Origin of the sequence: Bacillus cereus, assembly GCF_002577405.1 — a bacterium.
Lineage (GTDB): Bacteria > Bacillota > Bacilli > Bacillales > Bacillaceae_G > Bacillus_A > Bacillus_A cereus_AU.
In genome coordinates, this window is record NZ_NULR01000002.1 from 300,164 (window position 1) to 323,623 (window position 23,460).

Genomic DNA, 23,460 nt, shown 5'->3' on the forward strand with positions numbered 1-23,460 from the left:
AATAAAAAAAGAGATTGTAGTTTGATTGAAACAAAACTACAATCTCTTTTTCATTCCATAGACTATAATTTTCTCCTTCAAATTAAATCCATTGCATTACCTAGTAACTCGTCCAAGGTTATACAAAAAGTATCGTCTCAAGTTATTTTAGTCGTAATAAGCTGACCAGCTTCATTAATAGTAACTTTCCATTTCACTCCACTAGCAGTCTTCATAATTATTCCTTTACTTGCTTCTATTTCAATATCTCCAAACATCTTTCCACCAGTTGTCGCTAACCAAGCATTCCCATTTTCCATAGAAGACCTTGCAAAAATACGATTAATTCGAAAACGTTTATGGTCTTGAGCGTAACCACTCAATGTAATTCTTACTTTATATAGCTGACTCGCCTTCATATTCGATATAATTGTATCGCCAACGTTTAATGGAACATCTGATGCGATAACCCAACTTCCAGTTGCACTTAATGCATATTCAATTTTAATTTTCTTTGGGCTCTCTCCCCACCCAAAGTACATCCCAAGACAATTTAACATTTTTATTGGATTTTTCGTAAAATCCAGTTCAATCACAACTGGATTACTATCTGGAACATCGATATAGTTTACACTTTGCTCATCTATTAAATTAAAGCAATTTGCGAGATTTCCCCCGTACGGTAATTTCCCACTTACTTGCTTAATATTATATTTCTGCTGAGCATTTACTAAAATATCATCTTGATTCCCTATTAAATGCGGTTTATTTAATGTTATCGGTAACTGAATTCGAAGTGATTCTTCATAGGTTGACGTACAAACATTATATTGCCCCTTATCTACAATCGTTGTGGAAAGCAAATTTGAAAAAAGGTAGTTACGATGAGAGTTTGTAGAAAATTCAATTACAATTGGTTCACTACTCATCCTGTACGTATCCCAAATCATACAGTTAAATGTATTATACGCACCCGTGCAACGAATTACTTTTTTTGTTTGCTGTCTACATTGTACTTGAATATCATGAAACGTATTTCCTGAACTTTCATTTGGTAAATCACTATTTCCATCTACTTCAATTCCATACTGACATCCATCAATAAATATAGATTGAAATACATTTGCGTTAATCCAACAAGGTGTATTTATATCATCTACATATTCTGTTTTCAAATATATTGCAGTTTGAAAGTTTTTAATTTGAATACAGTTAACTTGAAAGAAACTAATATAATCCCATGCTTTTTGACAATAAAAATGTATAGCTTTTCCTTTATATGATGGTGTTATATTTATTATATTTATGTTTGATATGACAGATTGAGTAGGTACTTCTATTTGTTGTGAACCGGAAACATAAATAACAGATGACTGAAATACTTGATTCATAACTTGAATCGTACCACCAGTTATAGAAGCATTACTTTGTAGCTCAAACGCATTAAAATCTCCATCAATTTGCACCGTTACGGTAGGGTCTAACTCTAATCTTACGTTGGATTTAATAACAATCGGCTTTAAGATTTTATACGTATTTACCCCTGTAATTCTTACCGTCGAAATTCGATTCGCTACACAATAATTAATAGCTTGTTGAATCGCTAACGAACTATCATTTCCTGAGTTCGGAACTGCTCCAAAACAATCAATATGAACGCTATTTTCGGGTGCACAATCTTCTTGTGAAGAAATATATTCTGACAAAATAAATTCACTCCTCATATTACCTTTTCCATATAATATGTGAGTTTTCTCTTAAAAGTTTCTATAATAAAAAAACAAACGACCTCCACGATCATTTGTTTAATTCATATATATCTTTCGTTTCTTCTATCATTTTAGTTAACGAGAAATTTCTTTCCGCTTTTTTTCGCGCTTTCACTCTCATATCATTCACCTTTTCTTCATTTTCTTGTAATTCCTTAAGCGCATCTGCGAATTCTTTTTCGCAATATTCAGATATCAAAACACCTGATTCCCCATCTATTACCGCTTCATTTATTCCACCAACATCTATCGAAACGATTGGCGTTCCTGTAGCCATCGCTTCAATTACTACCATTGGAAACACTTCACGAAAAGATAATAAAAGTAAGGCATCCATATTTCCTATAAACTCATGTGGCTCTGAAATATTCCCTAACATCTTTACACTTTTTTGCAAGTCATATTTTTCTATTTCTTTCATAATAGATTCTTTCTCTGGCCCATCACCAGCAATATAAAACAAAAAGTCATTTCTCTTTTTCAACACATTTGCAATTTTAACAAATAGTTGATGGTTCTTCTCCTTGGATAATCTAGCTAATATACCGACTTTATAAATAGATTTTTTCTTTTTCTGCTGGAATAAAAATTTTTCAATATCCACCCCGTTATAAATTGTCTTGATTTTTTCTTCTGCTACACGAATAGAAATTAAATTATTCTTTTCAAACTCACTTACTGTAATAATGTTATTCACATATTTATTCATTAAGTAACGAAAAATCGTTGGCATTTTCTTTTCTAGTATCGTTATATTATGTTTCGTATACACGACTATTATCTTTCTCTTAATAAATTTTTGAAGTAGAAAAGCATATAATACCATTCGCAAACTATTTGCATGAATAAGATCTATCTTTCGTTTATTAATTTCGTTTCGTAAGTAATAAATATTTCTCAAATGATTCCATCGACTAAGTAGCATGAAATTTTCTTTTCTAGTAAGAGATTGATATAGTTCCCCATCTCCTGCAGCTGTATACACCATAAAATTTTCGTATTGCAAATTATTTTCCAATTTGCAGAAGTAACTTTCGGCTCCTCCAGTTATCAATTTATCTGTCATCAACAGTATATTCATAATTGTGTCTTCCCAACTACATTGATTTTATTTTTTCTATAGGCATGATAAGCATATTTACTAAAATAGTAAAAGATTTGCGCTGAACTAAGTGGTTTTTGTGCTCTTAATAACTTCCAATAGCGGAAGGCCGCTCTTAGTTTATTTCTTGAAACAGAATTTGTAACTATTCTATATTTTGCTAATACTTGCTGTATCCCTTTTGCTTCATATCCTTCGTTTAACAAGTTCAGCCATAACGCTGTATCTTCGGGCTGCACACTGGGCATTTCAATACAAGAAATCTTCTCACGATCCAGCATCACTGTTAGACACCCAATAATTGTATTTCCCGCTAAATAATGATAGTCAACCGCTTCTGGTACATTTACGTCTCTATTCATATCATTACCATTTTCATCTATTAAACTATAAGACGTATACGAAAATGCAACATTCTTTTCTTCCATAAATGCTAATTGTGTCTTCAATTTATGTGGTAACCATATATCATCACTATCTAAAAAAGCAATATATTTTCCTCTCGCTTCCTTTATCGCAATATTTCGTGCTTTGGCAGCACCAATATTTTCTTTTAACGATAATAATCGAATACGTGAATCTCCTTCTATCATTTGTTTTATTTTGAAAGCAGATTGATCTGTTGAAGCGTCATCAACGATAATCATTTCCCAATTTTCATATGATTGGTTCTGTACAGATACAATCGTCTCATCTATAAATCGTATACTATTATAAGAAGGTGTTATTACGGAAACATAAGGTGCCTCGTTATATACTGATAGACATTTTACCATCTACCTTTCCCCTTCCTTCATATATTGAAATGTATTTCACAACAACCGCTAAAAATAGAAAAAATGCTTCGTTAATAATCAGTGACAATGACATCATCTGAAATAAAAATGCAATCATAGTCAATAACAGATATGGCTTTTCACGGAACAAGTTATACTTAGTTAACTTGACCATTAAAAGTGTTAAAAATGAGCCATATAAAAGGAAACCAATTGTACCCGATTCAGATAAAATTTCTAAAAATGTATTGTGCACATATAATTTTTCATTAAACTGATACTCATAATAATTCGAGAAGTTAAACGCACCAATACCGATATATGGATTAGACAAATAATATTTGATAGCAGCTTCCCATAGTGCAAATCTGCCGCTCCCATTATCATGCGCAAAATCAGAAATCCGTTTATTCAATATACCATCCAATTGGCCACCCATTACACTATTCGATAAACTAAAAATAACTACACCAAACAATACTAAACTCATCATTATTTTTATTTTTTTAGCAAAACTAGACATACATATATATACAAAAACGACAAGTACAATCGCTAATATACCACCCCTTGAAAAAGTTAATAAACTCGTCGTAACGCATAAAATTAATCCTATAACATTGGTCGTATTATATAAATTTGTCATATAATACATGAAAAATATTGTATTATAAAAAATATAAATGTTTGGGTCATCTAATAATCCAATTAATCTTGGATACCCTCTATCAACTAATAACCCAGCAATAATTTCTCTCTCTTCCCCGCCATGTAATCCAAAATATTGTAATCCGATTATATAGAGTATCAAACTTACAATATTAAATACTAATCCTACGTAAACGATGGACGCTTCAAGTACTACGATTTCCGTGTTACTCAATAAATTCCTCATTATAAAATAGCATCCTAAAACAAGTATTACACCAAAAATCATACGAATACTAGCACTTAAATATATGGAAAGAATACCACTTAAACAATAAATGAAATAGAATAGTAAAAATACAACTTCATGAAAATATAGCTTTCGAATATGAAATTTTTTAATTGTTAAACAAAAATATATAACTAAGAAAATCATATATATCTTCAAGGAAAATCCTATATATATATTGTATTTACTTAGCATAACAAATAAGATTAGAAGGAAAATCCATTTCATCGAAATTTGCATATTATTTTCCATAGACTATATCCCCTGCTTTGTAATAAAATCCTTTTTGCGTGTTTTTCTTACAAACGAAAGAAGAAGGTTTTTCAACTCATGATCATATAGTAATATGCCAACTACTACGATTAACGTATGAAGAACAAGTGCAATCAAGTTGTATGTACGCAATATATATTGCACACCAATAAAGGTTACGCCAAAGTAAATTGTATAAGGTATTACAATTTGGAATACAATTTTTTTCTTCACTACACTTACTGCTATATACCCAACTAAAGCCACGATCTCAAATAAAACCATAGCGTAAGCCGCTCCTATCACTCCACCAATACTACTAAAGCTATAAAGCATAATCCCACCTATCACTAATGCTATACACTGCACTGCAGTTCTCTTATTTTGACATCCACTCGTTGTTAATCCATCAGCGATAGCGATATTTAAGCTTTGTAAAACAATAAGAAATGATAATATTTGGAGCGGCTCTACTGCACTACTCCATTCCTCATGAAAAAATATAGAAATAAAATATGGTGCTAAATTATATAAACCTATCGTCATACATATTCCCACAATTGTCATTGATTTGATTTGAAGCAAGTTTAATTTCGTATGCTCTTCTAAATTATTTTGATTATAATGTTTAAATAGCACTGGAAAAAACGCGCCTGCAATTACCCCTGGTACTTGATATAAAGCTGCCGGCATTCGATAAGCAACAGCAAAGATTCCAACCATACTTAATGGCAATGTGTAATTGAGTAAGATTGGTGCTAATTGCGGCGTACTCATTATTAAAAAACCACTAACAATAAAAGGCGTTAATTGCCAAAATAAAGCTTTATGAATTACGATGTTCATACTAATATTCGTCTTTCTTTTCATTACATATATGCTGAATATACCACCAATTAAATAACCAAATCCATATAAACGAGCCGTTACATAAACCGGTAAATCTCCGAAAATACAAAAACATGTAATTATGATGACCACAGATGCTGATACAACTTTAATAAGCGCTATATATTTCATATGTTCTGTTAGCTGAAAATAAGCAATCCCTATATTTTGCCACGTTAGTCCTACTAACATTAAAAACATTACGTTTATCATCATATAAATTAAATTTCTATCCTCATACACATAATGAATAACAATATAACCAATTATAGTAATACAAGTAAGTAAAACCATTCTTATTTTTATATAAGAAGATAAAATCGTTCTTATATCTACTCCATCCTTTGCACCTTCACGAAGGAATGTATTACTAAGCCCTAAATCTGTAAAAAATAACATAACAAACGTCACTGCTATGGCAACACTAAACATCCCATAATGTTGTGCATTAAAGAAATTCGCTAAAGCAATTAAGCTCACAGCTTGAAGGAGGTTAGCTAAAATCGTACTATAAAATAGATGGATAATATTGTTTAGAAGGGATCTACCCATACCAGTTCTCCTTTATTTGTAACCTACTTACATATGTTGTTTGTTTAAATGTATATTTATCTTGCACCATTACCATTTAATACAATTAAAACAGTCTTACATAAAATACGAATGTCCATCCTCATCGTTTTCAGTTCAATATATTCCATATCCAATTTCAACTTTTCTTCCGGGTCAAGATTATACCCTCCATTTATTTGCGCCCATCCTGTTAATCCTGGCTTTACCAATAAACGGTCCTTGAACTCTGGAATATACGCATCAAATTGTTTATAAAAATACTCTCTCTCTGGTCTAGGTCCAACAAAGGACATATCACCTTTTAATATATTTATAAGTTGTGGTAATTCATCAATTCTCGTTTTTCTAATAAATAATCCAACCTTTGTAATTCTTGGATCATTTTCACTTGCCCATTGCGGTCCGTTCTTTTCCGCATCATTTACCATGGACCTTAATTTAAACACCTTAAACTTCTTCCCATTAATACCTAAACGATCTTGAAGATAGAGTGGAGCCCCTGATGTTTCTAAAATAATCATCACACAAAAGAACAACATAATTGGCATCGTTACTAGTAACAATATGAGTGAAATTATTATATCAAACAAACGTTTTACACTTCGATTCAAAATATTATTCTTTTCTTGAGCCGGAACAGTATACAACTTAGCTTGATTAGTTTCACGAATCATGGACCGTTACCCCCATATTCAAGAATATAAAACTATACCTATTAATTCACATTCTTTCCGCTTTATGTCCGCTATTACTTTTTCCACCATTTTCAGTGAGTCTTTTCTTTTTTTGACCGCCAAGATTACTCCATCACATTTCTCCGCAATTATATAAGTAGCAGGAAGCGCAAATACTTCGGATGAATAAAAGAAAATATAATCAAAATCTTCTTTCCACTTTGCAATTACATTATCAAATTCATCCATAGCAACTAAGGGCGTTCCAGTATGTACGGTTTTTTTTGCGGGAATACAATATAAGTATTTAGAAAAACTACTAGCAAAAGGTTCATAATTTAAAGTAGAAGAGCTTAGTATATCGTTTACCGTTGTCACATGTTTGTTTTGTAATAGTAAATGCAGCTTAGGATCTGAAAAATTCATATCGACAAGTAACACTTTTTTCTTCATTTCCGCAAAAACAAACCCCAAATTTACTATAAGAGAGGCAACAACACCTCTGTCCTTCGTCGAACTGACTGTAAATACTTGTTTTCCTGATTTTTTCAGTTCATGATATACAGTAAAAAATTGCTCTTTCATCACATCATCATGCGGATTGAACTGTAACTGTTTTTTTGTTTTAAACATCAATATGTTCACCTCGATATATAGACGATTGCGTTTCAACTTCTGAGGATTTTCTTTTTACCTTCATATTTATGTGACCAATAACAGAAACTGTTGTTATTTTCTCTAAATCTTGTTCCACGTATATACGCTCATCAAAATAATCTCGAAGTACAGCTAAACCAATACCAACAAATAAACTAACAATTAAAGAGATAGGGATGATAAGTTGAAATTTCGGAAATAATTTTTCAGCATTTTCCTTTAGCTCTGGATCAGTTAATATTTTTACTCCTTGTACATTCGTATACTGCTGAAAACTTTTTTGAGATTGCTCCGCCAATGTTTTTACAATATCCTTTACAACTTTAGGATTAGAATCTTTTACTGTAACAGTAACTATTTGTGAGTTATCAGTATTTACCACCGAAATTTTTTGTGCTAGTTCATAACTTGATTCTTCTAAATTTAAATTCTTTTTAACGGTTGAAATAATGAGAGGACTTTTTAAAATATCTACGTAAGATGTTACGAGTTGCTTATTTTCTTGTGTTTTATTTGTTGAATTCTCCTTATTAAACCCATCTAAATTCCCAACAAGAATTTGTATTGAATATTGATATGACGGCTTTAACACATACATAGAGATAAGAACTAAAGAAGCGGTTAAACAACACATTGTTAAAATGATTGTTACGAATCTTCTTTTCAATAGCTGTTGAAAATCTTTTATACTCATTTCTTGCTTCAATTATTTCACCGCCTTTGTCTGAATAACATCCTGTAAGTCATTTTGTACAGATAACTCTTTCTTCTCTACATTTGCTTGCTTTGTTACATACTTCCCAACTCTGAAAGCAAATTTTTCTACAAATAAATATGAAATCGTTGCAAGAATAAACGACAAAATTAAAACAATAGGTAACGGGAATATTTCATGGAGCATGTATACAAGGGAAAATAAAGATATAGTGTGGTATAAATAAAGACTGTAAAAAATCTTCCCTAAATATAACAAGTATTTATTACGTAGCAAGGCTGACAAAGTTGATACTGACAAACTTAATATGACAAATAGACATGCACTTATCGCTACTACGTAGTCTCGAAATATAAAATTATTGAGCACGTCAATTTCTCCAATAAGCCCTTCATACATATAAAGCAAAATCGCAAATAAAAGCCATACAATCTTATTATTTTTAGTACAATTACTATAAAAAATGATTAATTTTTTTATGCTTCGCAACTAGTGCTCCTAGTAAAAATAGCACTGTGTAATGCAGCGTTAATGCATAGCTTGTTAATGTTAAACTCGAGTGAAATAAAAATAAGACGAGCAGGCGTTTCTTTTAATAGATATACAACAAATGGTTTATTATCTACATAACTGTAATTTTGAAATGCTGAGAAAATCATTGAATGATGACCAACCCATTACTATCAATGATGAAATTCCTTTTATAGAATCCAGTTCTTTATACCTTGCCCTCGTTTTACATCAACTCCTAATGAAATGATAATAATCATTTCAAAGCGACACCATTATTCATATTCCTCTCCTTTCTTTTCATTCCAATTTTTCATATTAAAATGATTTTATAGAGTAAATTTGAATGTATTGTAACACTTTTTGTAATATTATGAATAGTAAATCTTAATAATTGGTATATACCAATTCCAACCTCAAAAAATGAAAAATATTGGCAGAAAAACACTATAAATATACCTTGCTATTTTATAAAAATACTATAAGAAAAGTAGCGTTTATTTTAAGTATTTGTTTTTAATATAAAATAAAGAAAGATAGCNNGCTATCTTTCTTTATTTTATTTAATTATTGGCTGCGTTATATGCTACATGTCGTTTCTCAATCCGTTCCTCAATTTCTTTCATATTTTCCTTATTAGTTAGTAGTGATTGTTTATTTTCTATTAATAATTGTTTAAAGGATTTTCTCACTTTTTTTCGCATTTTCATTTTCCTCCTTGGGGGATGGTTTATATAAAAGATAAAGAATTATCTGGTTGTTCTTATAATAATGGATTGTTGTGAATTCCATTTGAACTTCATATGAAAATCCCGTTCATTTTCTGACAACTTTGTGAACAAAAAGAAAGGCCGATTAAAAATATTTAATCGGCCTTTCTACTTCTTATAACATATTTATTAATATTTCAGGTCTTCCCCAATTCATTTCTTCACAAACGAATCTAAGTTTTTCTTCGTCCATTGTGTGTAACCCTTCTTCTAATGAGCATGAAATTGGAACTTCACAGTGAATTTGTGCTAATTGTAATGAAATATTTAAGTTCTCTAAATCACTTTCAATCTTTGTACGCTGCGCTTTCGTTAATGAAGCTACGTTATCTAGTACAGCTGATACTGTTCCATGCTCTTGAATAAGCTTATACGCTGTTTTTTCACCGATACCTTTTACACCTGGATAGTTATCACTCGTATCCCCCATGAAAGCTTTTGCATGAACGATTTGCCACGGTTCCACACCTTTCTCTTCCATGATTTTCTCTGGTGTGTAATACTCGTAATTTCCGATTCCTTTACGCAGAAGCATAACTGTAACATTCTTATCAACAAGTTGAAGTAAATCTGTATCACCTGTTAAAATATAAACTTCCGCTTCATTGCAATATTGTTTTGCAAGTGTACCGATACAATCGTCTGCTTCATAACCTTTCATACCGATGACCGGAATAGATAATTTCGCAGTCATTTCTTGTACTAAATCAAATTGCGGAATTAATTCTTCTGGCGGCGCTGCACGATTCGCTTTATAATTTGAGAACGATTCCGTTCTAAATGTTGTACTTCCCATATCCCAGCACGTTACGATATGCGTTGGTTCGATCGCTTGCGTAGCTGTTAATAAATGCTTCATATAACCATGAATCCCGTTCGTCGGGGTACCATCTTGTCGTTTCATAAATTGTCCGTAAACACTTGTTGCGTAAAAAGCACGAAATAATAGTGCCATACCATCAACCAATAATACTTTTTTCATAATTCCTCTCCTACTAAAAAAATAATAACCTCACGTTATCACGTAAGGTTATATAAATAGATTACCATTCTACGTTTTTGTTCAACTTTGTCTATTATACATTGTTTTTGTATATTTAGCATCATTCACACATTAAGACGTTCTACTACAACAAGTATGCAATATTCCTGAATACGTATTTTTTCCAGTCGAAACAACTACAGCCTTTGCATTTCCACTAACAATATACGTACTTTTGAAACATACATTTTCCAGTTCAAGTGGATTATAATCTTTCATCCGTTTTAACGGAATAAATCGTTTACGTTCAAGATGATAGCAACTCTCAAATTTCTCTATACTCGCGTCGTTTCCCGTTAGCACAGACTCATTTACTAATAAATCATTTGCATAAATGATACGTACATCAGCTGGTACTGTATCTCCAGCTGAAAGAAAAATCATATCTCCAGGTACAAGCTCTTGTACTGGTATATCCATCATTTTCAGTTCAGTGTTTAGCCCTGTGCTACTAGAACATTCTACTCTAGACACAGTAATTTTTTCGCATTGTAATCCATCACGCACATGTTGTTTTGAAAGACCTGGAATCATTCCGCTTAATTTCATCATTACTTCTGCAAGTAGTGCTCTTTTTGAAGTAAGTTCATTTCGGCCGTATACTTGAATACGTTTTTGCGCCTCTTTCATAGATAATCCGTCTCTTGTTGTTTTAAAATACGCAAACACAGATTTTACATCTCTTGTTGCGATTTCAATTAATAAATCTTTATTTTTTTGAAGCATTGTTTGTTCTTTCATTGATTTTTTACTTGTTTTATATGACGTGTTACCCACAGTTTTGTTTGCATATAACATATTATCGTCTCCTCCTTTACAACATAGGAAGAAACGCTTTGTTTCTCAATTTATCAATTTTACCATGAAAGTACCTAGCGCTTACCTACTCGAATACACGCTACATTATGATAAATATAGAGGGAGGAACAAGTCGTTTCCTGCCTACATCATATAATTTTGATTTGAAGTATATGGGTAACGGAACCGAGTCAGAATTTGACATGTTCCTCACCTCCTCGTTTATTTTATAGTTATAATCTATACTATGAAATTACTCATAGATTTGTAACAAAAAAGACCCTTACTCATAAGAGAGCAAAGGTCATTGCATACACAAATAAGCGATTCCTAATATAATTAGAAATCTACGGACCTCTCCCTCGTCGAGTTTTAGCACTGTATAGCATAGGTACATTACCAGCTACGTTAAGAAAAACCTTAATTCGATCATTCCTGTTGACCCATTGGCGTCTCTCGACATTTTTGGGCAGTAGCATTTCTCTATACAGGAGCCTCACCTAACAGAGACTTATTTCATTACATAGAAAATGTTACTCTTATTTAAAATAGATGTCAACACTTTGTATGGAAACTTTTCCTTATTACAGCAGAGCCATCTCTGTTGTTAGCCTATTTTTTCATATATAGTACAAGTTAACGAACGAAAAAAACTTACGTGTAAAACGTAAGTTTTTAGTAAGTTACACAACCAGCGATTACAACACCGATTGAAAGTGATAAAAACATAAGAAATAGGCCGACTGCTTGATTATCTTCTTCGAGACTTTTATTTATATTAAAACGTGGTGTAAGCCACTCAGCTAAATAAAAGACAATAATTTGAGCCAAAATACCAACAGCTCCCCACAAAACCATATCAAGAAGTGAAGTTGAATTAGCTGCTGTCGAATATAAAACAATAGCTAGCCCGAGTACCCTTCCTCCAAGTACATAACTTACCGCCTTGTTCCCCTGGGCCATTAGCTTAAACTCTTTTACTTTCGTTGTCACTTCCATAAGGAACAGACCGATACATAAAAGTACGAGTGATACTGCTAAGTATAGTAAAAAATTAATCATTTATTTTCCCCTTTCTTCATACCTACTGGTAAATAATACGATTCATTGCCTGTAATCTTTTCTCCAGCACGTATACCGATACTACTTGCTTTTCCAGCAATTAAAAACGCCCCAAACACATACGATAGTTTCTCCATTCCTTTTTCAGTTTCCATACATACAATCGGAAGCTCTGTATACTTTTGAAATATCGGTAATGACGTTTTATATGTTTCATGTACATTTCGACTCATAATATTCGTATCTTTATCGCGGATTGTAATTGTATCACCTTCTCTACCAAATGAAGGTTTTTGAACGAAAGAATCTTTTCCTAAAAATAAATCTGGTTCTAAATATGTAGGTAACATATATTCTTTAATCCACTGTTGTTCCTCACGTGTATAAAAAGCCTCTTCTTCTGCTAATCCCCAAATAAGACACTGAATTGATTTTGGCTGAAGTAAAAAAGCTGACAAAGGATTTATAATAAAAAGCTTTCCGGCTTTTACAAGTTGCAGCAGTTCCACACCTACCAAATCTCCTGTTTCAGGATCTTGATCCTCAATTAAATCTTCTATCGGGTATGTTTGGCGATATAAAACATCGATCCGCGCTCCATCCCTATCCACTAAAGCATTCTCTGTAATTCTAAGCTCCGACATTGGCATCACTTTATTTTCAACATCGCATAGCCGACTCAAATACATAGTCGTATTCCAATCCTCTATATGTTCGTGATGCGCTGTAAAAACAACATTTGGATTGTCTATTCCCTTTGTCGCTTCCATAACGGCTTTTGTAACACCAGAAGAAAGCAATCGTTCTTGACCTAAGTTTGGATCATCATAGCCTAGTTTTTCACAAACTTTTCCATTCATTTGAAAACATTCCATAATAAAAGTTGGTGTATCGCTGTTAAATTCAAGCATTTTAATTTGGTTATCATCCGTTAAGACGAAATCAAATCGCGAAATAACAGATTCAGGATACAGTCCTTTTATTCTAATAAAAGGTAAGCTTGCAGGTGGAAAACCAAACTCTAGAAGCTGCTCGTCAGATAAACTCCGCAGAATTCTAGCAGTCTTAAAAAATATTTTCCCCATTCGTTCCGTAGCTAATTGTATTTGTTGCACAGCTTTCTCTTTTATTGAAAAAACATGAAACAAACTATACTCACTTTCGTATAAATCCGACCAAAAATTCGGATATTTCGAATAAAACTCTTTTCGCTTCCTTATGTATTGCGACATATTTTAGCCTCCAAATCCTCCCTTTGAACCGCTTCCAATTCCCCCTTTAAATTCCGCAGACGATTGATACGATTTAAACGCTGATGAACTTTTGAAAGTGGATTTATTTTTATAGTATGTTCCACCATAAAAGTAATGCCCACGATAACCTGAACTACTATCATCACACTGCCATACCCCAAGTTCATCATCCCAATCCCAATCTGAACAACTATTATCATTCGGTTTTGGGGGAAGATCTTGCGCGCAACCAAATAAAGTGCCAGTCATTAAAGACGTTACGACACCACCTACTAGCCATTTCGTTTTTGTCACCTTCGCACTCCCCTTTTTAAATTCTATTTCTATTATATAAGATAGCATGATAAAGTAGAAGAAAAAGGAAGAAGAGGGATAAAATGCGCTTAGAATATCGACTTAATGATGAAACGAAAAAGTATCCTGCTTTATGGAACTACGCAAATATTTCTAATTCTGAAATCATCGCACGCATGACTTGTGAATATTTTATAAAAGAGAAAAATACATATGTTGTTACTGCAACTTCAGTAGATCCAGACGGAACAGCAGTTATTTATATTCAAAAAGAAGAGTTTGCAAATGACCCTTCAGACCCTACGTACTCCCACATCGGTTTTGAAGTTAGGGAACTAAGTGAAACGAGTTCAAACATAGTTGATAGTAAAGATGTATGGAACTATGAAGAAATTTTACCATCCCTTCATTCAGATATTATATATATTCAGCGAGACGGCATGCATATGGAGTTCGCCTTAGATTCGAGAGAGATTGATGAAGACAGAAAGTGCTATATTTATTATGGAAACTTCACGGGTGAATCAAGATAATATCGACATTTTTATGCAACAAAAAAACCTTACGTATAAAACGTAAGGTTTTTATATAGCCCCACATATGCCGTTCTCTCTAGATGTCCATAAACCTGCTCTCACAGGTGGATGCTCTCACAAATGTTTGTAACTTCCCTCTTAAAAAGATGGCCTGTTAGCTACATTTAAATATTGAACTTCCGTATTAAACTTATTGGTTTAAGACATGCATAAGCTACGTACACCGTAGGAATTGTATATAAGTTTAGTTGAAATAAGACCCCCGCACGTGCCGCTCCTCGTAAATGTCCAAAAACCCGCTACTCGCAGGTGGATGCCCTCACAGTTACCGTACATCTTCCTCCACAAGGAAGGCTTGATGATGGTCGCTAAATATTGAGCTTCCGTATAACTAACATCGGTTTTAGACATAAATAAGTTACGTACACCGCAGGATGTATTATTTACTTGTCGTTATATTATCACATTGTTTCCAATGTGTAAAATACAATCTTTTTCGAGCAATCTCTTGCTTGTGACCTTATTTTAATACAAATTATTTTCGCATGCAAGTGATTAATCTTCTTCTTTTGCAATTTGATTTTCTGGATAAGAAATCCAATCACTCCAGCTACCTGCATACAATTTAACATTTTTGAATCCAGCTAATTTTAATGCAAAGATATTCGGACACGCTGTAACACCAGATCCACAATACACAATTGTTTCCTTATCTTTCGAAAGGTTTTGGAATCGTTCTTGTTGCTCAGCTTCATTTTTAAATTTTCCTGATTCTAGCACTCCATCCTTCCAAAAATAGTTTACTGCTGTCGGAATATGTCCCGCTTTATGGTCAACAAGTTCCTCTACACCAGCATAACGTTTCGGTTCTCTAGAATCGATTAATGTAACATTTGCACCTGCATGGATATTCTCTCTGACTGTTTCCATCGATACAAGCATATGATCTTGTATGTTTGCTTTGAATGTTTTTCGTATAACAGCAGGAGTTTCCGCTGTTGTATGTAATCCATTCTCTTTCCAAACAGGAAATCCGCCGTCTAATATATATACTTTCTCATGTCCTACATAACGGAGTAACCACCATAAACGAGAAGCATTTGCGCCAGCTTGACTGTCATACGCAATTACTGTCGTATGTTCATCAATACCAGCTTGTGAAAGCTTGTCCGCAAACTCTTCAATATTCGGTAATGGATGACGGCCACCATGTTCTGTTACAGAACTTGATAAATCTAAATTCAAATCAAAATATAACGCATGAGGGATATGTTCTTCCTCATACTTTTCTTTACCCCAATTAGGATTCGCTAAATCAAAACGACAATCGATTATACGGACGTTCTCATCTTCTATATGCTCACGTAACCATTCGACTGTAACTATCATCTTTAACGACCTTCTTTCTCTTGCAAACGACTTACATACTCCATAACCATTTCTTCTGTAACATATTTACGCTGCAAGGTAACACCATTTTTTGCAAGATCATTAATTTGCTTTGTTACAACATTAATGACATCAACCGAAAATTCTTTCCCATTTGACGCAAGAGATACAGCTGCTTCAATAGCTGCTTCACGCTGCGCATCTAATTGTAAACATGCTTTTACACTTTCATTTTGTTTACGAGAATGTGCTGTAATTGCTTTATGTACTTCCATCTTCTCTTCCCCCTAATAAATAAGTTATACTTTCTCATTCAATTCCATTGCAAGCCGAATCATATCACGGCATACAATCCCATTTTCAATAATCTCTTCTTCATAATGCTTCGAAAAGTAATCAAAATCAATAGAAAAAATACGAAATCCACATTTTTGATATAAGGCAAGCTGTGAAACACTAGAATTACCCGTACCAACTTCAAGTTTATACATACCATATCCTTTAGCAGTTTCTACAGCATGCTTTAATAGCTTCTTTCCAATACCTTTTCCTTGCAGATGCTCTACAACCGCGATATTCATAATTTCCATCGTCTTCGGCCTTGTTTCCAAAAGAACATATACACCGATAACTATGTCCTCTTGCTTAGCTACATATGTTAATCCTCTTTGTACATATACATCAATTTGCCGTTCACTTGGATCAGCAAGCAGCAATAAAGATTTCGGTATGGCTTCTTTCGAAATACATTCTATTACAACAGACATAAAAATTCCCCCTTCTCTATTGTTCTAAACCCTCCTTGTCTACCATAAGTAATAGAAAGGAGGGATCACCATGGACAACAATGAGAAAAAATGCAACATCATCTCTATTGATGGAAAGAAGAAGAAAAGCGACACGTACTCCTATCCAAAATTAGTAGTAGAAAACAAAACATATGAATTTTCTTCATTCGTCTTATGCGGTGAAACACCAGACGGCAGACGACTCGTTCTTACTCATATGATTTCTACTGATGAATTTGCAGGGTTTGTAAAATCTTTAGATACTGTACTACAAAAGAAAATTGAACGAATCTTTTTTTCATAACAACTATTTAACATAAATTTCTTTTTCAATTTCTCCCAACTGGTTTTGCAGTTGTTCTTTACTTTGTTCATATAGGGATACATCAATCGTTTCAGCCAATGCAAATAATATACTTTCATAATAGTTCATTACATCTTGCTGCATCACTGTTTGGAATAAGTTCCATTTTACATCCCACTCTTGCTTATAATGATGAACAAATAAATCTTCTTCATCAGCTACATAATTTGATACGAACGGTTCTAATACAAATTTTGCGTCCTCTTGCATGAGAGCTTTATCATTTTTTTCAAAAAAGCTTTTCTCATTTTTGAAATGTGCTAGTGCTTTTTTGAAATCTTTTATTTCAACTGAAGGGAATGGTTCTTTATGTGTAATATCTTTATATTCATACTCCGCTGTTCCACTCATAGAAATTGATTCATTTTCTACTTTACAGTTCACTACAATTTCATCCTTTGCACGCTTCATCGCTTCATCTATCCACTTTTCAAGGCGTAATGATGTCGCACGCATTTCTTGTAATAAATCATGCTGAATAAATGCTACTAATTCCATAACACACTGTTGCAACTGTGTTTTTACATTCCCATCTGTTCGAAGTGACGCTGGATTAATAAATTCAGTAAACACATCGTTATAGCGTAGGAATAAACGTTGTTGCACGTAATAAAGTAATTCTTTCACTTCATTTTGCATCGCTTGTTCTTCAGCAAGCACACTATATGATGAAATGATATGAAGTAGCTGATCACGCTCTGCTTCATATTTTTTTGTTTGCTTCTCTTTTTCATCATTCCCCTGCTTTGCACCGTTTATCATATTGCCAAGAAGGTGATTCGCTCCTTGTAATGCGCCATATAGAGCATGCACAGACACAAGCATTAAATCTCTCATCATAAAGGACGTAAACGATTCTTCAAACTTAGCAATCCCAGAGTTGTGTAAAATGCCGTACTTCTCTTTTTCTATATTCTTTCCTTGTTTCTCTTCAAGCGCACATAAACTTGAAATTGCAAATAAACGCGGATTTCTAATACCGTATTGCAGTAGCTGATCTGCAATATAACCTTTTACCATTTCAAGTTCTTCTTCAGACTCTGCTAAATCGGCCGCATTTATTAGGAAGAACATTTTATCTAAAGCAAAAGTATCTTTTACACGTCCGAGCTGAATTAAAAATTCACGGTCAGCACGAGAGAACACATGATTATAATATGTTACGAATAGAATAGCATCTGCATTTTTAATATATTGGAAGGCAACGTCCGTATGACGGGCGTTAATAGAATCAGCCCCTGGTGTGTCAACAAGAGCCACCCCTTGTCTCGTTAAAGCACAGTCATAATACAGTTCCATATACTCAACAAAACATGACTTCTCTTCATTTGCTACATAATCAGAGAACTCTTCTAATGTCACTTGTACTTGTTCCCCTAGATGAGCAGAAACTGCATCGTACCCTTTTTGTACCGCTCGTAAAAAACTAAATGTTGTTTTTTGCTTCCCGCTTGGTGACGGATATTTTATAATTTTTTCGATTTGCGATAACGCTTCATCTAAAGTAGTAATTTCATAATGAAACAGCTTATAAACAGCTTTCATATCTTCTAATAGCGCTTGTTTTGATTTAAACTGAACAATTACTGTTCCATGTGGTTTTTCCTCTGTGACCGGCAAAATTTGATTAATCGTTGCCGTCGTCGGATTTGGTGATACAGGAAGCACCTTATCCCCAAGCAACGCATTTGCAAATGATGATTTCCCAGCACTAAAAGCTCCGAATAACGCTACTGTAAATTGTTTCGTTTCCACACGGCGTCTTTTTTCTATTACCTCTTGCTGTACATGTTTCAGTGCAGGCAATGGTTCTAATATTGTTTCAGCTTTTTTTACTTTTTCTAGTATACGTTGAATATTTAATACTGCCGTTCCTTTCAGCTCTTCTTCACGATCCATTGCGTTAGCACTTACGACTTCTTGTTCCTGTAGTGTAAATTTCTCACTAACAATTTGTTGTTTATTTTGCAGTATCTCATCTATTTGCAACCCTTCCGGTGTAGCAATATGATCATGCCAAATATTTTGTAAATAACCCTCATATTCCTCAAATTTATTACTGTATTGTAATTGCGTTTCTTTCGCTGTTTGTAACATTGTATATGTTTCAATTTCTTCTTCAATACGAGCAACTGCTACCTTCACCTTTTGCTTTAAAACTACCGCACTCTTATCAAAAATTTGCTGTGCTTTTATAAAATAACGTTTCTTCAGTTCATTCGCTACATCCGCTGTATAAAGAAGTAAGTAATCACCTGTGAAACCTGCACCTTGTTTAATTACTTCGGCAAGTACTTCTGGTCCGAAAGCAATTTCTAAAGCATATATGCCTTTCCCAATTTCCTCTGTGAACAATCCTTCTTCTTTTAAGAAAGCTACAATAAATTCTTTCACATGAAAATCAAGTTGCGTTTCAACAGTCTTTTGTAAAGTAGAATAAAAAGCATCTAAACGCCTTTGTTTTTCTTGCTCCGTTTTCCCTTTCGCAAATAACAAACCAACTTTAAATTTCGTTAATTTCGTTTCTAAATACGCATTTGCCATTTCTCTCATTTCAAATGGCATTAAATACGCGTTATCTAATATTGCTTGCAAACCTTTTATAAATTCGTTTCTCACATAAGATTCTTTACTAGCCTCACGATTTTTAGTTTCAGTTAGCACTGCCTTTTTTTCAACTACCTCTGCAATCGAAAGTGGTGATGCTAACTCTTCCTCATATTTCAAAAGATGCTTTTCATTTTCAGAAAGAATGAACGAGAAATGTTCTCCCAATAAATATTCTGTTTCTCTTTCCATTCCATTTCTTACATTCTGTTCTTTTTCTTCCATAATAGAAGTAATTAACGTTTCTAAGGTTCCAATTTCATTATGTGGATGGTTCATCATTCGTAATGATGTATAATAAACGCCATCCACCTCAATATCCCAGTTAGAGAACGATTGTTTCACACTATCCTTATAATTCTCAAAAGATAATTCATTTTCTTTATGTTTATCTATTTGGTTTACAACGAGATAAACCGTTTTATTACGTTGTTTCAATTCTTTAACAAATTGCAAATTCACTTCCGATTGGACGTGGTTGTAATCCATCATATAAAAAATTACGTCTGCTAAATGAAGTGTCGATTCTGTCGCTAGTTGATGGGCATCATCTGTTGAATCAATCCCTGGTGTATCAACTAACATAACCCCTTCAGGAATTGGCGCATCATTACGATAAATATGAACACCAATTACTTCATCACCGTCTTTACAAATTTGTTTTAATTCTTCAGCTGAATATGCACCATCATACTCGTACTGCTCTCCAGATTTAACCGTTACAACAACACGATCCATTCCTTTTTCAATTTTGACGACGTTAGCACTCGTCGGAATCGGACTTGTTGGTAATAGCTGCGCTTTATATAGATGATTCATCATCGTTGATTTCCCTGCAGAGAAGTGACCGCAGAACGCTATCATAAGCTGTTCTTGTTTATATTTTTGAATTACTTCAAATAACTTTAAGCTATTCTCTGCATCGCCGTGTTTTTGCCATTCTTCATAAAAACAAACAAGTTTTTTCATACCGTTTGTCTGTACTATGTTTGTCATCCCCTTGTTCCCCTTTATCCAAGATGTATATACTTTATCCCGCTATTTGCAAACTAATAATCAGAAAAAGATGAACCTCCCCACTCATTACAGTTTCACTTTACTATCATACTAAATTTTCAGCATATTCTCATTAAAAATAAAAAATCCCTTTCATTCTTTTTACAAATGAAAGGGATTTTATGTCATATCATTCATTTTGCTGTTCCTACTCCATTTAAAACATACTTCGCAATAACCGCATATACAGCGACCGTACCTGCTACTAATGCATATACCATACTCACGCACCAACCTTTTTTGATAATGATTATCACTTTTGAATATATTTTATCATTAAAGAGAATCATTATCAACACCTTTCATAAAGAAAGCCCCTTACGAGAAGGAGCTTTACTGCCTGTTTTGAAGAAGTTTAAAACTTGCTGTGCACTCTTATTATATCTCATAATGCCTGTCTTAACAGTTTAAAAAAATGGAAATATACCCTATACCCTCCATCTTACATTTTGTATAATAAAAGGGAATTACTTAACAAGGAGGAAAATAATGACACAAAATCTCACACAAGGCGAGAGGATACACTCCATCGACATTATTAGAGGAATAGCTGTACTAGGTATTTTTCTTGTTAACTGGCCTGTTATCGCGGGGGTTGACTCACGTGATATTTCAGGAATTTATGAAGGGATAGACAGCTACATTCGCCTATTTTACGATATGTTTATTCAAACGAAATTTTATACCATTTTTTCGTTTTTATTCGGATTAGGTTTTTATATTTTTATGAATCGTGCTGAGGCGAAAACAGATCGTCCCAAAACTTTATTTGTTCGTCGCTTGCTTATTTTATTATTATTTGGTTTCTTGCATTACGTTCTTTTATGGGACGGAGACATTTTACATACTTATGCAATTACTGGTTTTTTCTTATTTTTATTTTATAAGAGAGAACCTCGTACCATTTTAATATGGGCAATTGTTTTATTAAGTATTTTTCAATTTTTCATGCTACTCGCTGGTATTATGATTGCATTCGTCCCAAAGGCAGAGTTAGGATTTTCCTTACCTATCATGCCACTAGAAGACTGGGTGTCACAAATACAAAATCGTTTCCATGCATTTTATGCTGATGGAATTGAACTAAACGCATTCATGCTCCCAGAAACAGTTGGGCTATTTTTACTTGGTTTATACGCCGGCAAAAAGGATATTTTCCGCCGCACGAAAGAGTTAGATCCAAAGCTTAAAAAATGGCAAATTATTATGTTCATTTTAACATTACCAATGTGGTTCTTCATGGTCCGTTATTTCTTATCCAAACCATCTTATGAACCAATTTATATGCAGGTCTTTACAATGTTTAGTGGAAAGACCTTATTCATATTCTACATTTTCACGCTCATGCGTTTATTACAAAAAGAAAGATGGCAAAAGATATTACGCCCGTTCCAATACGTTGGCCGAATGGCGTTAACAAATTACATCTCGCATACAATTGTTACATTACTTGTATTTGGTCTATTACTCAAAAATTATTATCCTGCTCCATTATGGGTAGGACCACTATTCTGCGTCGGTTTCTACACGTTACAAATCTTTATTAGCCGCTGGTGGCTGTCACGTTATCAATACGGGCCACTTGAGTACATTTGGCGTCTTGGTACATACGGGAAAATGATGCCACTTAAAAAGAAAAGCAAGGTCTCCTAACGATAAGTAGTTCAGATAATGTGGAGAAAAACTGAAACAACAGTTCATTTCATAAACTAAATAATATTAGAATTATTAAACGAATTAGCAATGCAATCGACACAAAAAAACGCTTGGTTTTGAACCAAGCGTTTTTAATTACTTATGCTTTAATTTTTCCTTTTCTACACGAATTAGAAATCTGTCATCACCCTTTGAACAGCCACTTACAAAGAAATCATCTTGACCTTGTTCATTTTCCTTCTTAATTATTTTTGTACAAACATCTTTTTCTATACCTTTATCATTTCCAGCATACGCATCGTTTGAATTATCATGAGTATATTGAATACTCTTTCCATCGAATTGCAAGTCTTCGAAAATAGGGTCTCCTTCTTTTGTGTAGCTTGTAACTCGTATAGTGTCTTCTTTCTTGTGAGATAGATTATCTAAGAATTTTTCAAACCTCTCTAAATTATCAACTTTAACCTGATATACAATATCGCCTTTTTTAATCGCTTCTTCATAGCTATACACTCCGCTTGAACAACCAATAGTGCTAATTACAATCAAAAGTAAAATCATTATCAATAGAAATCTCTTCACATCTTCCCCTCCAAACGAATTATCTATTTAATTTCAGCATAAATTTTCCTTTTTCTTTTCAATAAATAATTTCGCTTAATGTAAGGAGAATCATCTTTAAATATACTATATCTTTCAAATCAAATACCTTATTTCATAAATATTGAACATCCAACATATTTAATTGTCGTCTATGTTTTCTTTCCTTATTTGATTATTTCTATATCGATATAATCTATTGTAGCAAACAATAAAAGACATTGTTTATTCTTCATAAAATCACAGATTTATTAATCCTTGTGCAGCTATATCTTGAACTCGCCCCTATGCCAACATCCGCCCAATAAAAAAAAGGAATAACTCAAACCTGATTCATCCCTTTCCTGTACATTTTCAAATAGTAGAAATACACCCTTTATAAATTATCATCTACTTTTTCATCTAAACACTCT

22 protein-coding genes, 2 other RNA genes, 1 pseudogene and 1 riboswitch are annotated in these 23,460 nt (G+C 33.3%); of the genes and pseudogenes, 3 read left to right on the forward strand and 22 right to left on the reverse strand.

Features of this window, described 5'->3' with window-relative positions; translation table 11 throughout:
- Window positions 1-137: 137 nt before the first annotated feature.
- From COC96_RS04710 to COC96_RS04780, 15 genes and pseudogenes are all read right to left on the reverse strand, one after another.
- Complete coding sequence (locus tag COC96_RS04710; protein WP_141535951.1) at window positions 138-1,685, reverse strand: hypothetical protein; 1,548 nt, start codon at window positions 1,683-1,685, stop codon at window positions 138-140.
- Between the two features lie 91 nt (window positions 1,686-1,776).
- Window positions 1,777-2,829, reverse strand: coding sequence for a glycosyltransferase family 4 protein (locus COC96_RS04715; protein WP_098267277.1), 1,053 nt, complete (start codon window positions 2,827-2,829; stop codon window positions 1,777-1,779).
- On the reverse strand, window positions 2,826-3,626 hold the full coding sequence (locus COC96_RS04720; RefSeq protein WP_098267276.1) for a glycosyltransferase family 2 protein: 801 nt from the start codon (window positions 3,624-3,626) through the stop codon (window positions 2,826-2,828). The genes COC96_RS04715 and COC96_RS04720 overlap by 4 nt, the downstream gene beginning before the upstream one ends.
- Window positions 3,601-4,815: an O-antigen ligase family protein gene (locus tag COC96_RS04725; RefSeq protein ID WP_098267275.1), complete on the reverse strand. Its 1,215-nt coding sequence runs from the start codon at window positions 4,813-4,815 to the stop codon at window positions 3,601-3,603. The genes COC96_RS04720 and COC96_RS04725 overlap by 26 nt, the downstream gene beginning before the upstream one ends.
- A 3-nt stretch (window positions 4,816-4,818) precedes the next feature.
- Window positions 4,819-6,255 (reverse strand): oligosaccharide flippase family protein, encoded by a 1,437-nt coding sequence (locus COC96_RS04730; RefSeq protein WP_098267274.1) that lies wholly within the window; start codon window positions 6,253-6,255, stop codon window positions 4,819-4,821.
- 56 nt (window positions 6,256-6,311) lie between these two features.
- The gene (locus COC96_RS04735; RefSeq protein WP_098267273.1) at window positions 6,312-6,950 is read right to left on the reverse strand and encodes a sugar transferase; all 639 of its coding nucleotides are present in this window, start codon (window positions 6,948-6,950) and stop codon (window positions 6,312-6,314) included.
- A gap of 18 nt (window positions 6,951-6,968) precedes the next feature.
- Window positions 6,969-7,589 (reverse strand): CpsD/CapB family tyrosine-protein kinase, encoded by a 621-nt coding sequence (locus COC96_RS04740; RefSeq protein ID WP_098267457.1) that lies wholly within the window; start codon window positions 7,587-7,589, stop codon window positions 6,969-6,971.
- Window positions 7,576-8,313 carry a YveK family protein gene (locus tag COC96_RS04745; RefSeq protein ID WP_098267272.1) on the reverse strand — a complete coding sequence of 246 codons (738 nt, stop codon included), beginning with the start codon at window positions 8,311-8,313 and terminating at the stop codon, window positions 7,576-7,578. The genes COC96_RS04740 and COC96_RS04745 overlap by 14 nt, the downstream gene beginning before the upstream one ends.
- Window positions 8,314-9,000, reverse strand: a pseudogene (locus COC96_RS04750) (acyltransferase family protein).
- A gap of 395 nt (window positions 9,001-9,395) precedes the next feature.
- Window positions 9,396-9,536, reverse strand: coding sequence for an FbpB family small basic protein (locus COC96_RS04755; RefSeq protein ID WP_098267271.1), 141 nt, complete (start codon window positions 9,534-9,536; stop codon window positions 9,396-9,398).
- A 181-nt stretch (window positions 9,537-9,717) separates the two neighbouring features.
- Window positions 9,718-10,584: a 5'-3' exonuclease gene (locus COC96_RS04760; protein WP_098267270.1), complete on the reverse strand. Its 867-nt coding sequence runs from the start codon at window positions 10,582-10,584 to the stop codon at window positions 9,718-9,720.
- A gap of 132 nt (window positions 10,585-10,716) precedes the next feature.
- Complete coding sequence (locus COC96_RS04765; protein WP_097902256.1) at window positions 10,717-11,442, reverse strand: P-type ATPase; 726 nt, start codon at window positions 11,440-11,442, stop codon at window positions 10,717-10,719.
- Between the two features lie 349 nt (window positions 11,443-11,791).
- Window positions 11,792-11,957: riboswitch (M-box (ykoK) riboswitch) on the reverse strand.
- A gap of 160 nt (window positions 11,958-12,117) precedes the next feature.
- A complete protein-coding gene (locus COC96_RS04770) occupies window positions 12,118-12,504 on the reverse strand; it encodes a DUF350 domain-containing protein (RefSeq protein ID WP_098267269.1) in 387 nt (128 codons plus the stop codon).
- Window positions 12,501-13,736, reverse strand: coding sequence for a glutathionylspermidine synthase family protein (locus COC96_RS04775; protein ID WP_098267268.1), 1,236 nt, complete (start codon window positions 13,734-13,736; stop codon window positions 12,501-12,503). The genes COC96_RS04770 and COC96_RS04775 overlap by 4 nt, the downstream gene beginning before the upstream one ends.
- 3 nt (window positions 13,737-13,739) lie before the next feature.
- Window positions 13,740-14,051 carry a hypothetical protein gene (locus COC96_RS04780; protein WP_098267267.1) on the reverse strand — a complete coding sequence of 104 codons (312 nt, stop codon included), beginning with the start codon at window positions 14,049-14,051 and terminating at the stop codon, window positions 13,740-13,742.
- An 83-nt stretch (window positions 14,052-14,134) separates the two neighbouring features.
- On the opposite strand from COC96_RS04780, the gene COC96_RS04785 reads away from it, so the two are divergent.
- Window positions 14,135-14,584 carry a hypothetical protein gene (locus tag COC96_RS04785; protein ID WP_098267266.1) on the forward strand — a complete coding sequence of 150 codons (450 nt, stop codon included), beginning with the start codon at window positions 14,135-14,137 and terminating at the stop codon, window positions 14,582-14,584.
- 54 nt (window positions 14,585-14,638) lie between these two features.
- Here COC96_RS04785 and ssrS (COC96_RS04790) read toward each other — a convergent pair.
- The 5 genes from ssrS (COC96_RS04790) to COC96_RS04810 all read right to left on the reverse strand — a co-directional run bounded on the left by ssrS (COC96_RS04790) (window position 14,639) and on the right by COC96_RS04810 (window position 16,743).
- Window positions 14,639-14,822, reverse strand: a non-coding RNA gene (gene ssrS, locus COC96_RS04790) — 6S RNA.
- A 21-nt stretch (window positions 14,823-14,843) separates the two neighbouring features.
- Window positions 14,844-15,026, reverse strand: a non-coding RNA gene (ssrS, locus tag COC96_RS04795) — 6S RNA.
- Window positions 15,027-15,142: 116 nt separating this feature from the next.
- A complete protein-coding gene (locus tag COC96_RS04800; RefSeq protein ID WP_098267265.1) occupies window positions 15,143-15,976 on the reverse strand; it encodes a sulfurtransferase in 834 nt (277 codons plus the stop codon).
- Window positions 15,977-15,978: 2 nt separating this feature from the next.
- A complete protein-coding gene (locus tag COC96_RS04805; RefSeq protein WP_000451820.1) occupies window positions 15,979-16,251 on the reverse strand; it encodes a YpbS family protein in 273 nt (90 codons plus the stop codon).
- A gap of 24 nt (window positions 16,252-16,275) precedes the next feature.
- Window positions 16,276-16,743 carry a GNAT family N-acetyltransferase gene (locus COC96_RS04810; protein ID WP_098768379.1) on the reverse strand — a complete coding sequence of 156 codons (468 nt, stop codon included), beginning with the start codon at window positions 16,741-16,743 and terminating at the stop codon, window positions 16,276-16,278.
- A gap of 70 nt (window positions 16,744-16,813) precedes the next feature.
- On the opposite strand from COC96_RS04810, the gene COC96_RS04815 reads away from it, so the two are divergent.
- A complete protein-coding gene (locus COC96_RS04815) occupies window positions 16,814-17,068 on the forward strand; it encodes a DUF3931 domain-containing protein (protein WP_097902264.1) in 255 nt (84 codons plus the stop codon).
- Between the two features lie 3 nt (window positions 17,069-17,071).
- On the opposite strand, the gene COC96_RS04820 is transcribed toward COC96_RS04815, so the two are convergent.
- A complete protein-coding gene (locus tag COC96_RS04820; RefSeq protein ID WP_098267263.1) occupies window positions 17,072-20,731 on the reverse strand; it encodes a dynamin family protein in 3,660 nt (1,219 codons plus the stop codon).
- A 549-nt stretch (window positions 20,732-21,280) separates the two neighbouring features.
- Here COC96_RS04820 and COC96_RS04830 point away from each other — a divergent pair.
- Entirely contained in the window at window positions 21,281-22,444 is a 1,164-nt protein-coding gene (locus COC96_RS04830; protein WP_098267262.1) for a DUF418 domain-containing protein, read from the forward strand.
- A gap of 138 nt (window positions 22,445-22,582) precedes the next feature.
- On the opposite strand, the gene COC96_RS04835 is transcribed toward COC96_RS04830, so the two are convergent.
- Window positions 22,583-23,029: a DUF4362 domain-containing protein gene (locus COC96_RS04835; RefSeq protein WP_098267261.1), complete on the reverse strand. Its 447-nt coding sequence runs from the start codon at window positions 23,027-23,029 to the stop codon at window positions 22,583-22,585.
- Window positions 23,030-23,460 lie beyond the last annotated feature (431 nt).